The following is a 12,158-nucleotide window of genomic DNA, read 5'->3' as shown; positions in this document are numbered from 1 at the left end:
CGCCAGACTGGCACGGGGAAACGGGGCCGGACAGTTCGCCGGAAGCCGCAGGGCCGACGGGGAACGACCGGTGTCAGGGATCAGGAACACCCCGGCAGCGGGGATACTATCGGGTCTCGGCTGTAATGGATGACACGGCAAACATGGTGTTAGCGCTTGGCACTGTAGCGTCCGCCCCCCGGGCGCGCAACGCCACCCCGACGCGCCGGACGATGTCCGTCCTTGCGGACGCCTTCCCGCGGGGCAGCCGGTGATGCGCCCCCACCTGCGCCAGCGCCCGCCGCGCACCCTGGTCCTGGTGGGCCTGATGGGCGCCGGCAAGACCAGCATCGGCCGCCGCCTGGCCGCGCGCCTGGGCCTGCCCTTCGTGGACGCGGACCAGGAGATCGAGCGCGCCGCCGGCTGCAGCATTCCCGAATTCTTCGACCGCTATGGCGAGCCCGCCTTCCGCGAGGGGGAACGCCGGGTCATCGCCCGCCTGCTGGACCAGCCGCTGCAGGTGCTGTCCACCGGCGGCGGCGCCTTCATGGACGCCGATACCCGCGCCCTGGTGCGCCAGCGCGCCCATTCCATCTGGCTGCGGGCGGAGCTGGACCTGCTGGTGCAGCGGACGGCCCGCCGGGGCAACCGCCCCCTGCTGAAGGACGCCGACCCGCGTGAGACGCTGCGCAAGCTGATGGACCTGCGCCACCCCTACTACGCCCAGGCCGACATCACCGTGGACAGCGGCGACCGCCCGGCGGAGGACACGGTGGACCGCGTGGTGGAGGCGTTGCAAGACTACTTGGACAATGAAGCCGCCGGCGACGCCCCGGCGGCGGCGCTGCCCCAGCCAGCCGCCTTGGAATCGTGAGTACCATGATGAGCGACACCGTGCCCTTCGCCACAGTTCCCGTCAGCCTGGGCGACCGCTCCTACGACGTGCTGGTGGGCGCCGGCCTGATCCAGGGCGCCGGCCCCCTGGTGGCGCCCATCGCCGGCCGCCGGCCCCTGATCATCCTCAGCGACGAGACGGTGGCACCGCTGTACCTGGGCGCGCTGACCCGGTCGCTGGAAACGGCGGGCTGCCGCGTGCTGGACCCCATCGTCGTGCCGGCGGGGGAGGCGACCAAGAGCTTCCATCACCTGGAGGCGCTGATGGAAATCCTGCTGTCGCGGGGAATTGAGCGTGGCGCCATGCTGGTGGCGCTGGGCGGCGGCGTCATCGGCGACCTGGGCGGCTTCGCGGCCGCCATCGCCCTGCGCGGCATCGACTTCATCCAGATCCCCACCACCCTGCTGTCGCAGGTGGACAGCAGCGTCGGCGGCAAGACCGGCATCAACAGCCGCCAGGGCAAGAACCTGATCGGCGCCTTCCACCAGCCACGCCTGGTGCTGGCCGATATCGGCGCCCTGGACAGCCTGCCCCGGCGCGAGGTGCTGGCGGGCTATGCCGAGGTGGTGAAATACGGCCTGATCGACCGGCCCGACTTCTTCACCTGGCTGGAGGAGCACGGTCCCGCCCTGGTGGCCGGCGACGCCACCCTGCGCGCGGCGGCGGTGAAGGAGAGTGTGGCCGCCAAGGCGGCCATCGTGGCGCAGGATGAGCGTGAGGGCGGCGTGCGCGCCCTGCTGAACCTGGGGCACACCTTCGGCCATGCCCTGGAGGCGGAGGTGGGCTACGGCGGCGAACTGCTGCATGGCGAGGCCGTGGGCATCGGCATGGTCATGGCCTTCGACCTGTCGGTGCGGCTGGGCCTGTGCCCACCGGACGACCTGGCCCGCATACGCCGCCATCTGGCGGCCGTGGGCCTGCCCACCGGCGCCGCCCACCTGTCACGGGGCCGGTGGACCGTGGACGCCCTGATGGCTCACATGGCCAAGGATAAGAAGGTGAAGGACGGCGGCATCACCTTCATCCTGGCACGCGGCATCGGCCAGGCCTACACCGCCCGCGGCATCGACGCGGAGCCCGTGCGGGCCGTGGTGGCGGCCGCACTGGAAGCCTGATCCCCTGGTGACAGGGCAGGGTCGCTTGGCCCCTTCCTTGACCGGGGCGGCGGACGCCTTCCATCATGGGGTGGCGTCCGTTCCCCGTTTCGAAGTATCCGCACCCCATGCCCCTCTCCCCCTCGATCGAGCGCACGCCGCTGCACACCCGCCGCGTCACCTGCCAGGGCTATGAACGCGCCGACGGCCTTTGGGATATCGAAGGCCATATTACGGACGAGAAGCACTACGCCTTCGACAACGACTGGCGCGGCACCATCGAGCCTGGACAGTTCCTGCATGAGATGTGGATCCGCCTGACGGTGGACGACACGCTGACCGTGCGCGCGGTGGAGGTCGCCACCGACAACAGCCCCTTCGCCCACTGCCCCGCCATCCTGCCCAACTTCCAGCGCCTGGTGGGGCTACGCATCGCCACGGGCTGGACCAACGCCGTCAAGATGCGCCTGGGCCGGACGGAGGGCTGCACCCACCTGGTGGAGCTGCTGGGCCCCGTGGCCACCACCGCCTTCCAGACCCTGGCCCCGGTCCTCACCGCCCGGCGCACCGGCAAGGCCGGCCCGCCGCCGGTGCTGAACACCTGCCACGTCATGGCCAGCGAAGGCCCGGTGGTGAAGCGCTGGTTCCCGGAGCATTACACCGGGCCGGCGGATGGCGAACAGACACAAGACTAGCTACGGCATGAGGGCTTGGCTCATGCCGTTACAGAATGCGACTGCATCCGCCGGAGCGTTTTGGGGAGCGCAGCGGACTGAAACGCGAGGATAAGCCAAGCCCGCGGATGCGGGCCCGACGCCTGAGCGAACACGAAAAACCTAAACCGCCTCCTCCGGGGTCAGGGTCTTGACCGACAGGGCGTGGACGCGTTCCGCCAGTTCGTCCTTGAGGATGTCGTAGACCAGGCGCTGGCGCGCCACCCGCGATTTGCCGGCGAAAGCGGATGACACCACCGTGACCTCGAAATGGGTTTCGCCGCCGGGGGCGGCACCGCCGTGGCCGGCATGGGCGGCCGACTGGTCGTCGACGACCAGCGCCACCGGCGCCAGCGCCTGGGTCAGCTTGGTATGGATGCGGTCGGCGTAGCGCATGGGATGGCCCGGATCTTCGAGGAGTCGTATATCCCTCTGAGGTGCGATGCCGGCGCGGTCCTGTCAATGGGTCCTGTCAATGGTCCGGGCGCGATTTCTGGTGTCGGGCGCAGCAGCCCAGCTTTGACGCGGCCAAGGCGTCGCCAGCGGCCCGCCGCGCTTGTCACGGCGGGGACCTGCCCCCATACTTTCGCGATGCAGAAACAGCGCCCCGGATTCTCCTTCTCGTTCGACGACCCGCCACAGGTCCAGGTCAGGGCCTGTGACCACCCGGGCTGTGCCGAGGTGGGGGAGTTCCGCGCGCCCAAGAACCGTAACCAGCTGAACGACTACTACTGGTTCTGCCTGGACCATGTGCGGGCCTACAACAAGGCCTGGGATTACTACCAGGGCATGAGCACGGATGAGATCGAGCGCGCCATGCGCTACGACACCACCTGGCAGCGGCCCACCTGGCCCATGGGCGACTGGCGCACCCGGGAACGGAACCTGCGCGACAGCATGGCCCGGGGCCACAGCTTCGGCGCCGACTGGGAAGCCGGCGCGTCGCACCGGCCGCCGCCGCCCTCCCCCCGCACCCCGGAGGAGGAGGCGCTGGACGTGCTGGGCCTGAAGCCGCCGGTGCCATTCGCCGAAGTGAAGCAGCGCTACCGCGAACTGGCCAAGCAGAACCATCCCGACATCCATGGCGGCGACAAGGACGCGGAGGAGCGCCTGAAGCGCATCAACCAAGCCTACAACGTGCTGAAGGCCGCCTACGCCGACCACGGCTGAAACGGTATCCGCCCAGAGCCGTCCGAAACAAAAATCAAGACCAACCGTTCTGTTCGATCACGCAGGAAAGCCGACCGTCCCATGTCCCAGGAACCGACACCGATGAACGCCGCCTCGCTGCCCGACATCAAGATCTCCGTCCGCCAGGTCTTCGGGATCGACAGCGACATGGCTGTGCCGGCGTTCAGCGCCCCCACGGAACATGTGCCGGAAATCGACAGCACCTACCGTTTTGATCGTGAAACGACCATGGCGATCCTTGCCGGTTTCGCCTACAACCGCCGTGTGATGGTCCAGGGCTATCACGGCACCGGCAAGTCCACCCACATCGAACAGGTGGCCGCCCGCCTGAACTGGCCCTGCCTGCGCGTCAACCTGGACAGCCACATCAGCCGCATCGACCTGATCGGCAAGGACGCCATCGTCCTGAAGGACGGCATGCAGGTGACCGAGTATCGCGAGGGCATCCTGCCCTGGGCGCTGCAGCACCCCTGCGCCATCGTGTTCGACGAATATGACGCCGGCCGCCCGGACGTGATGTTCGTCATCCAGCGCGTGCTGGAGGTGGAAGGCAAGCTGACCCTGCTGGACCAGAACAAGGTCATCCGCCCCCACCCGGCCTTCCGCCTGTTCGCCACCGCCAACACCGTGGGCCTGGGCGACACCACCGGCCTGTACCACGGCACCCAGCAGATCAACCAGGGCCAGATGGACCGGTGGAACATCGTCTCCACCCTGAACTACCTGCCCCATGACGCCGAGGTGAAGATCGTCCTGGCCAAGGTGCCGACCTACGACACGGACGAGCGCCGTGTGCTGGTCAACGCCATGGTGCGCCTGGCCGACCTGACCCGGGCCGGCTTCATCGCCGGCGACATCTCCACCGTCATGAGCCCGCGCACGGTCATCACCTGGGCGCAGAACGCCGACATCTTCGGCGACGTCGGCTTCGCCTTCCGCGTCACCTTCCTGAACAAGTGCGACGAGGTGGAGCGCGCGGCGGTGGCCGAGTACTACCAGCGCTGCTTCGGCACCGAACTGCCCGAGAGCGGCGTGCGCGCCACCCTCGCCTGAGGGGAGCCCCAGCCATGACGGACAGGGAATCGCCGCTGGAGGCGTTCAAGCGGGCCACGGGTGCGGCCGTGCGCGCCATCGCGGAGCGCGCGGACCTGACGGTGGGCTTCTCCGCCGAGCCGCCGGGCTTCTCCGGCACGCGGGTGCGGGTGCCATTGCCCACCCGGGACCTGAACGTGCGCGACGTGGGACCGGTGCGGGGTGCCGCCGACGCCGCGGCCCTGCGCCTGCGCCACCACGACGCGGGCGTGCATGCCCGCCTTCTGCCGACGGGCGACACCGCCCGCCTGGCCTTCGACGCGCTGGAGCAGGCGCGGTGCGAGGCCATCGGCGCCACCGCCATGGCGGGCGTGGCCGACAACCTGACGGCGGCGCTGGAGGAACGGTTCCGCCGCCAGGGCCTGGACCGGGCCACCGCCCGCGACCAGGTGCCCTTGGCCGACGCCCTGCGCCTGATCGCGCGCGAGGCCCTCACCGGCGCGACCGCGGCCCCCGCCACCCAGGCGGCGCTGGACCTGTGGCGCCCCTTCATCGAGGAGAAGGCGGGCGCCGATCTCGCCCAGTTGAAGGCCGCCATGGGCGACCAGCAGGCCTATGCCCGCCAGGTGCGGCGCGTGCTGGCCGACCTGGACCTGGAGGTGGGCGGGGAGCCGGAAAAGTCCGAAGAGGAGGAGACGGCCGAGGCCGGTGACGCCCAAAGCCCCGAGGGGGCGGACAATGACGAAGCCGGCGGCGGGCAGTCGGACGACGCCGAGCCGGAAGCGACGGGCGAACAGCAGCAGGCCGGCGGCCAGACGGAAGAGACCACCGGCGCCGCCGAGAGCGGCGAAGGCGAGCAGCAGGAGATGGAGGGTGCCGGGGCCGAGCAGTCGGGTGAACCCGGCGCGCCGTCCCGCCCCGATTTCGGCCGCAACAGCCCGGACGCCGGCGGCTATCGCCCCTTCACCACCGAATATGACGAGGTGGTGGGGGCGGCCGACCTGTGCGACCCGGATGAGCTGGCCCGCCTGCGCATGATGCTGGACCAGCAGCTGCAGCACCTGCAGGGCGTCATCGCCAAGCTGGCCAACCGTCTGCAGCGCCGCCTGATGGCCAAGCAGACCCGCTCGTGGATGTTCGACCTGGAGGAAGGCATCCTGGACGCGGCCCGCCTGGCCCGCGTGGTGGCCAACCCGGTGCTGCCCCTGTCGTTCAAGCAGGAGAACGACACCGATTTCCGCGACACCGTCGTCACCCTGCTGATCGACAATTCCGGGTCCATGCGCGGCCGGCCGATCACCATCGCCGCCATGAGCGCCGACATCCTGGCGCGCACGCTGGAACGCTGCGGCGTGAAGGTGGAGATCCTGGGCTTCACCACCCGGGCGTGGAAAGGCGGGCAGAGCCGCGAGCGCTGGCTGGCCAGCGGCAAGCCCGCCGCGCCCGGCCGCCTCAACGACCTGCGCCACATCGTCTACAAGGAGGCCGACGCCCCCTGGCGCCGGGCCCGGCGCAACCTGGGCCTGATGCTGCGCGAAGGCATCCTGAAGGAGAACATCGACGGCGAAGCCCTGATGTGGGCCCACACCCGCCTGATCGCCCGCCCGGAACAGCGGCGCATCCTGATGGTGATCAGCGACGGCGCCCCGGTGGACGACAGCACCCTGTCGGTCAACAGCGGCAGCTATCTGGAAAAGCACCTGCGCACGGTCATCGAACACATCGAGACCCGCAGCCCGGTGGAACTGATCGCCATCGGCATCGGCCATGACGTCACGCGCTATTACCGGCGCGCCGTCACCATCGTGGATGTGGAGCAGCTGGGCGGCACCGTCATGGAGAAGCTGGCCGAGTTGTTCGACGAGGATGACCGCCGCCCCGGCACCGCCCGGCGGCAGGCGCGCGGCGGCAGGCGCTGACGAGAGGACGGGCTGCCAGGATCACGTCCGGCAGCCCGTTCCACACACTGGCTTTTATCGGTGATTTTACTGGCCCGTACTCTTACTGCCCGGCCGGCTTGGTGGCGGGCTTGGCCGCCGGCGTCGGCGCAGCAGGGGCCGGCGCGTTGGGGACCGGCGCGGCGCCGGTGCGGGCCTTGAAGATGTGCAGCTGGTTGTTAAAGACGGCGGCCAGGATCTGCATGTTGCTGATGACCTTGTCCTGCACCTCGGTCAACTGCAGAAACTTGGCAACCGTCACCTTGTCCGGATGCTTGCTCACCAGCTCGTCCACGCAGGACACAAAGCCCTGGCCACTGTTGACATAGGCCTGCAGGTCCTCGTGCGCCTTGCGCATGTCCGCCTCAGGGGCGGTCTTGCCGTCAGGGATTACGGGCGTCTTCTTGGGGAAGGGGCAGGTCCAGCTGTCTTCCTCCGCCTTCGCCTCCCCCGTCTTGGTGCCGGCGGCGGGGGCCGCAGCGGCCGGGGCCGCCGGCTTGGGCGCGGACGGTACCACGGTGGGGGCCGGGGCGGACTGCGCCCAAGCGGAACCGATGCCAATGAGGGGAAGAGTTGTCGCCGAGGCGAGGAGGGGCAGGATCATCAGGGACCGGCGGACGGCGACACGCAGGCTCACGGGCGGATTTCCTCAAAAAGACGGCTGTGCGTAGGATCACAGGATAATGGACCGGCGCACTAAGGCATAGCGGACATGCGTTGGCAAGACGATGGGGCGACAGGAAGGGGCGGCAAGCCGCCGCAACGCCGTTGCCGCCGCCCCGCCGGATCATGCTAAACCGGTGGGCGCGGGGAAGGCCCCGGACGGCAAACTGTGCGGTTGCGAGCGATGATCGGCGTCTTCGATTCAGGCCACGGCGGATTGACCGTGTTGCGCGCCCTGGCCGACAAGATGCCCGACCGGCGCTTCGTCTATCTGGGCGACCACGCCAACGCCCCCTACGGCAACCGCACGCCGGAGGAAATCCACCGCTACACCGTGGCGGGGGTGGAGCGGCTGTTCGGCCTGGGCTGTGCCCTGGTCATCCTGGCCTGCAACACCGCCTCCGCCCAGGCCCTGCGCCGTCTGCAACAGACCTGGCTGCCCACGGCCTACCCTGACCGCCGGGTGCTGGGCGTGCTGGTACCGATGGTGGAGGCCATCACCGGTGTGCCGTGGATGGCGGACGTGGCGGCCGGATCCCGGGCTGGCGAACCGCGCACCGTGGCCATCTTCGCCACGCAGCACACCGTCAGCAGCGGGGCCTACCCCACGGAGATCGCCAAGCGCGCGCCGGAGGTGCGGGTCGTGCAGCAGGCCTGCCCCGACCTGGTCCGCCTGATCGAGGCCGACGCCCCGGTCGAGACCATCCGCGCAGCCATCCACGGCTACACCGCCGCCCTGATGGCCCAGCTGGACGGCGTGCCGCCCGACGCGGTGGTCCTGGGCTGCACCCACTATCCCCTGGTGGCTGACCTGTTCGCCGAGGCCCTGCCGCCCGGCGTGGAAATTCTGGACCAACCCAGCCTGACGGTCAGCAGCCTGCGGGCCTATCTGGAGCGCCACCCGGAGTTCGACCTGCCCAGCCGGGCCAAGGAACAGGGCGGCGTGGAGGCCTTCCACACCACCGGTGCCGCCGAGCCCATCACCCGCCTGGCCACCCGCTTCTTCGGCGGTGAGGCCCGCTTCCACGGCATGGGGCCGGATCCCATTCCGGCCAGCCTGAGGGCTTAGCGGGGAAATTCCAGCTGTATGGCCGGGAATTCGCACCAGATCTGGACGACGGCCGGGCGGATGAACAGATGCCAGCTTGAAAGCCGCCTGGGCTTCTTCTCAACAAATCCCCGAGGCGTCAGCAGGGCGACGTTGGCGCCGCCGGCCGGGTCGCGCACCGACTGATAGCGGATGAGTTGCCCCCCGGCCTGCCGGGCGGCGTCGGCCAAATCCTGGCAGGCCGCATAGTCCACCCTGTCCGTCCACAAAGCCTGGTCCCGGTCCAGCGGCGGCGCCATCAAGTCCAGCGCCTGGTCCACGGCGCACGGAACCTCGATCCCCGTCCGCTCCATCGGCCGAGCGGGCAATTGGGTGCCGGGTGATTCCAGGAAGAACAGCAGGGCGTAATGGGCCACCTCGGCCGCCGCGGTCTCGGGCCGTTCAGCGGCATAGTATACGCCTTCCGCCTGATGGGCGCGGCGGAAGCGGGACCCGTGGGGATAGGGCGCGTAGCGGAAGGGTGTCGCCAGCAGGAAGTGCAGACCGTCGCAATCCGGCGGCAGGGGCGGTTTCGTTTCCTCCAGCATCTCTTCCAGGAGGGACTGGTCCTCCAGCGTGTCCACCAGGCGTATGGTGGAGGCACGCGCCTGGTTCTCCACCAGCCGCCAGAGCATATGCCGATAGGGCCGCGCCTCAGACGCGAGCGCGGCGGGCGTCCACATAGCTCACCAGAGAGGCCAGGCCGACGATGGTTTGGGCGAGGTCGATGGGGCGGCCCCGAAGCGCCAGGTTCTCCGCCCGCATCCAGGAGCGGGAACTGGCATCGTCGCCGCCGGTGATGGCGTCCAGCCCCCGGAACATCCGGATGAACAGCAAAGCCAGTTCGAAGGCCTTGTCCTTGCGGGTCAGCTTGAACGCGCCCTTTCGCAGGCGGCTGAGGGAGGGAGGCGACACGCCGATGATGCGCGCCAGGGCGGCATCGGACACGTCCAGGATGTCCGCCGCGCGGCACAGGGCCTGCGCCAGTACCACCCCTTCACGTTCCGCTAAACGCCCCGGCACCTCTCGCGACTGGGCCATCGCCATCTCCATGGAAAGATTTTCACATCAATCTTTCCACTGAAAGATAAGGTCGCGACCATGCCCGGTCAATGAGCCCCGCTCACAGACTCTCGAAATCCAGCCCGATGTCGAAGTTGGTGACGGAGTGGGTGAGCCAGCCCAGCGAGATCAGGGTCACGCCCGTTTCCGCCACGGCGCGCACCGTCTCCGGCGTGATGCCGCCGGAGGCCTCGGTGATCATGCGGCCGGCCACCATGGTCACGGCCTGGTGCAGGGTGGCGGGGTCCATGTTGTCCAGCAGCACGGCGTCCACCGGCAGGGTCAGCAGCTCCTCCAGCTGCGCCAGGGTGTCGACCTCCACCTCGATCTTCACCATGTGGCCGACATGCGCGCGAGCGCGTTCCACCGCCGCGCGCAGGCCGCCGGCCGCCACCAGGTGGTTATCCTTGATCAGGACAGCGTCATCCAGGCCGAAGCGGTGGTTGCCGCCACCACCGACCCGCACGGCGTACTTCTCCAGCGCGCGCAGGCCCGGCGTGGTCTTGCGGGTGCAGACGATGTGGGCGCCGGTACCCTCGATGGCCCGCACCAGCTCCGCCGTCTTGCTGGCGATGCCGCAGAGGCGACCCAGCAGGTTCAGCGCCGTGCGCTCCCCCGACAGGATGGGCCGCGCCGCGCCCTCCACCACCGCCACCGCCTGGCCCGGGGCCACGCGGGCGCCATCGGCCACCAGGGTGCGCACCGACAGCGTTGGGTCCAGAAGGGAGAAAGCGGAGAGCGCCGGGGCCAGCCCGGCGATGACGCCGGCATGGCGGGCCTGGAACAGGGCGCGGGCCTGCGTGCCCTCTGGAATGCAGGCGTCGGCGGTGACATCCCCCGCCCGGCCCAAATCCTCCAGCAGGGCCGACCGGATCAGGCCTTCGTACATCACGGGGTAAAGCGGGGCGCTCATGGACGGTGTTCCCGGGTGGAGACAGGCGCGGCCTCGGCCCCACGGCCCAGGTCGGCATAGGTCAATATCTGGTGGTGACGCCAGGCGTCACTGGTTTCCGGATGGTCGGCGCGGGTGTGGGCCCCCCGGCTTTCCTCACGCCGCCGCGCCGCCTCCACCACCAGGCGGGAAAGCGCCAGGCGGTTGCGCAGTTCCAGGCCGGCGCGGATGCCGGCATAGTCGCCGGCCGGTGCCAGCCGCTCCGCCGCCAGGCTGAGCCCCTGCAGGTGCAGGGCGGCCTCGGCCAGGCCGGTGCCATCGCGCACCAGTCCCACCTTCTCCGCCATCAGCAGCTGGGCCTGGCCCGCCAGCCCGGCGGCGGCGGCCCCGCCGGGAATGAGGGGAACGTCGGGCACGGCCACCGGCTGGGTAACCGCCGGCTCCGCCACCAACGCCGCCGCCACGCGGCCGGCGAACACCACCGCCTCCAGCAAGGAGTTGCTGGCCAGGCGATTGGCGCCGTGGACATGGGTGCAGGCGACCTCACCCGCCGCCCACAGACCGGGCAGGGAGGTGCGGCCGTCGGCATCGGTCAGCACGCCGCCCATGTGGTAGTGCGCGGCCGGGGCCACGGGCACAGGGGCGGCAGCCGGGTCCAGCCCGGCCTCGGCGCAGATGCCGGCCACGGTGGGGAATTTTTCCGCCTTGCCGGCCGCCCACAGGGGCCGCAGGTCCAGGAACACCTTCTCCCCCCGCGCCACGCGCCGGCCGATGGCGCGCGCCACCACGTCGCGGGGCGCCAGCTCGGCATCGGGATGCTCATCGGCCATGAAGGCGTGGCCGCCGGCGTCCAGCACCTTGGCGCCGGCGCCGCGCAGCGCCTCCGTCAGCAGGGGCCGGCGGCCGGGCGGGCCGGCCACGGCCAGGGCGGTGGGATGGAACTGCACGAATTCCAGGTCGGCCAGGTGGGCGCCGGCGCGGGCGGCCAGCGCCATGCCGTCGCCGGTGGCCTCTTCCGGGTTGGTGGTCACGGCCCACAGCTGGCCGGTGCCGCCGGTGGCCAGCACCACGTGCGGGGCCACGTGCATCACCCAGCCGGCCGCATCCTCATACGCCAGCACGCCCTGCACCCGCCGGCCGCGCCCGGCCTCACGCACCACCAGGTCGGCGGCCGCCGTGCGGGTGTGGACCGTGATGCCGGAGGTGGCGCGCACACGGGCGGCCAGGAAAGTCACCAGGGTGCGGCCCGTGGCGTCGCCACCGGCATGCAGGATACGGTGGCGGCCGTGCGCCGCCTCCCGCCCCAGCACGGGCAGGCCATCGGCACCCCGGTCGGCGGGCAGGCCTTGGTCCAGCAGGGCCGACATCTCCACGATCCCCGACTCGGCCAGCAGGCGGGCCATGGCGGGATCGGTCAGGCCGGCCCCCGCCGCCACGGTGTCGGCGGCGTGGTCCGCGGCGCTGTCACCGGCGCCCAGGGCCACCGCGACGCCGCCCTGCGCCCACAGGCTGGACCCGCCCGGCAGGTCGTCCGTCTTGGTCAGCAGGCGCACCCGCCGTCCGGCCTCGGCCAGGGCCAGCGCCGCCGGCATGCCCGGCGTGCCGGACCCAAT

Annotated in this window: 13 protein-coding genes; 7 read left to right on the top strand and 6 right to left on the bottom strand. The window is 70.5% G+C overall.

Annotated features, from left to right (window positions below; translation table 11 throughout):
- Positions 1–253 precede the first annotated feature (253 nt).
- The 3 genes from I55_RS08975 (at position 254) to I55_RS08965 (ending at position 2,663) form a co-directional block, all read left to right on the top strand.
- Positions 254–853, top strand: a complete 600-nt coding sequence (locus I55_RS08975) for a shikimate kinase (protein WP_044560185.1) — start codon at positions 254–256, stop codon at positions 851–853.
- A 5-nt stretch (positions 854–858) separates the two neighbouring features.
- Positions 859–1,989, top strand: a complete 1,131-nt coding sequence (gene aroB, locus I55_RS08970) for a 3-dehydroquinate synthase (protein ID WP_044560184.1) — start codon at positions 859–861, stop codon at positions 1,987–1,989.
- A gap of 107 nt (positions 1,990–2,096) precedes the next feature.
- A complete protein-coding gene (locus I55_RS08965) occupies positions 2,097–2,663 on the top strand; it encodes a DUF2889 domain-containing protein (RefSeq protein ID WP_044560183.1) in 567 nt (188 codons plus the stop codon).
- Positions 2,664–2,804: 141 nt separating this feature from the next.
- On the opposite strand, the gene I55_RS08960 is transcribed toward I55_RS08965, so the two are convergent.
- Complete coding sequence (locus I55_RS08960; RefSeq protein WP_044560182.1) at positions 2,805–3,077, bottom strand: BolA family transcriptional regulator; 273 nt, start codon at positions 3,075–3,077, stop codon at positions 2,805–2,807.
- A 195-nt stretch (positions 3,078–3,272) separates the two neighbouring features.
- Here I55_RS08960 and I55_RS08955 point away from each other — a divergent pair, with 195 nt between their 5' ends.
- The 3 genes from I55_RS08955 to cobT all read left to right on the top strand — a co-directional run bounded on the left by I55_RS08955 (position 3,273) and on the right by cobT (position 6,823).
- Complete coding sequence (locus I55_RS08955; RefSeq protein WP_044560181.1) at positions 3,273–3,851, top strand: J domain-containing protein; 579 nt, start codon at positions 3,273–3,275, stop codon at positions 3,849–3,851.
- An 81-nt stretch (positions 3,852–3,932) separates the two neighbouring features.
- Positions 3,933–4,925, top strand: coding sequence for a cobaltochelatase subunit CobS (cobS, locus tag I55_RS08950; protein WP_044560180.1), 993 nt, complete (start codon positions 3,933–3,935; stop codon positions 4,923–4,925).
- A gap of 14 nt (positions 4,926–4,939) precedes the next feature.
- Positions 4,940–6,823 (top strand): cobaltochelatase subunit CobT, encoded by a 1,884-nt coding sequence (cobT, locus tag I55_RS08945; RefSeq protein ID WP_044560179.1) that lies wholly within the window; start codon positions 4,940–4,942, stop codon positions 6,821–6,823.
- An 82-nt stretch (positions 6,824–6,905) separates the two neighbouring features.
- Here cobT and I55_RS08940 read toward each other — a convergent pair whose 3' ends face one another.
- Positions 6,906–7,478, bottom strand: coding sequence for a hypothetical protein (locus tag I55_RS08940; protein ID WP_044560178.1), 573 nt, complete (start codon positions 7,476–7,478; stop codon positions 6,906–6,908).
- 210 nt (positions 7,479–7,688) lie between these two features.
- Here I55_RS08940 and murI point away from each other — a divergent pair, with 210 nt between their 5' ends.
- Complete coding sequence (gene murI, locus I55_RS08935; protein ID WP_044560177.1) at positions 7,689–8,573, top strand: glutamate racemase; 885 nt, start codon at positions 7,689–7,691, stop codon at positions 8,571–8,573.
- Here the strand turns inward: murI and I55_RS08930 are convergent.
- The 4 genes from I55_RS08930 to I55_RS08915 all read right to left on the bottom strand — a co-directional run.
- On the bottom strand, positions 8,570–9,226 hold the full coding sequence (locus tag I55_RS08930; protein ID WP_252181084.1) for an RES family NAD+ phosphorylase: 657 nt from the start codon (positions 9,224–9,226) through the stop codon (positions 8,570–8,572). The two genes, murI and I55_RS08930, sit on opposite strands and share 4 nt — an antisense overlap.
- A 19-nt stretch (positions 9,227–9,245) precedes the next feature.
- Positions 9,246–9,632, bottom strand: coding sequence for an MbcA/ParS/Xre antitoxin family protein (locus I55_RS08925; RefSeq protein WP_044560187.1), 387 nt, complete (start codon positions 9,630–9,632; stop codon positions 9,246–9,248).
- Between the two features lie 82 nt (positions 9,633–9,714).
- Positions 9,715–10,566 carry a carboxylating nicotinate-nucleotide diphosphorylase gene (nadC, locus tag I55_RS08920; protein WP_044560173.1) on the bottom strand — a complete coding sequence of 284 codons (852 nt, stop codon included), beginning with the start codon at positions 10,564–10,566 and terminating at the stop codon, positions 9,715–9,717.
- A partial coding sequence (locus I55_RS08915) for an L-aspartate oxidase (protein ID WP_148293637.1) occupies positions 10,563–12,158 on the bottom strand: 1,596 nt, incomplete at its 5' end. The genes nadC and I55_RS08915, both read right to left, overlap by 4 nt.

This window comes from Azospirillum sp. B4, assembly GCF_000333275.1.
In the GTDB taxonomy this organism is placed as follows: domain Bacteria; phylum Pseudomonadota; class Alphaproteobacteria; order Azospirillales; family Azospirillaceae; genus Nitrospirillum.
The sequence above is the reverse complement of the archived record's forward strand: the minus strand, read 5'-3'. Positions and strand labels throughout refer to the sequence as shown.

Excerpts from the sequence above, each read along its gene's own strand:
- I55_RS08975 (WP_044560185.1), top strand. The coding sequence starts at position 254 with ATGCGCCCCCACCTGCGCCAGCGCCCGCCGCGCACCCTGGTCCTGGTG.
- aroB (WP_044560184.1), top strand. The coding sequence starts at position 859 with ATGATGAGCGACACCGTGCCCTTCGCCACAGTTCCCGTCAGCCTGGGC.
- I55_RS08965 (WP_044560183.1), top strand. The coding sequence starts at position 2,097 with ATGCCCCTCTCCCCCTCGATCGAGCGCACGCCGCTGCACACCCGCCGC.
- I55_RS08960 (WP_044560182.1), bottom strand. The coding sequence starts at position 3,077 with ATGCGCTACGCCGACCGCATCCATACCAAGCTGACCCAGGCGCTGGCG.
- I55_RS08955 (WP_044560181.1), top strand. The coding sequence starts at position 3,273 with ATGCAGAAACAGCGCCCCGGATTCTCCTTCTCGTTCGACGACCCGCCA.
- cobS (WP_044560180.1), top strand. The coding sequence starts at position 3,933 with ATGTCCCAGGAACCGACACCGATGAACGCCGCCTCGCTGCCCGACATC.
- cobT (WP_044560179.1), top strand. The coding sequence starts at position 4,940 with ATGACGGACAGGGAATCGCCGCTGGAGGCGTTCAAGCGGGCCACGGGT.
- murI (WP_044560177.1), top strand. The coding sequence starts at position 7,689 with ATGATCGGCGTCTTCGATTCAGGCCACGGCGGATTGACCGTGTTGCGC.
- I55_RS08930 (WP_252181084.1), bottom strand. The coding sequence starts at position 9,226 with ATGCTCTGGCGGCTGGTGGAGAACCAGGCGCGTGCCTCCACCATACGC.
- I55_RS08925 (WP_044560187.1), bottom strand. The coding sequence starts at position 9,632 with ATGGCCCAGTCGCGAGAGGTGCCGGGGCGTTTAGCGGAACGTGAAGGG.
- nadC (WP_044560173.1), bottom strand. The coding sequence starts at position 10,566 with ATGAGCGCCCCGCTTTACCCCGTGATGTACGAAGGCCTGATCCGGTCG.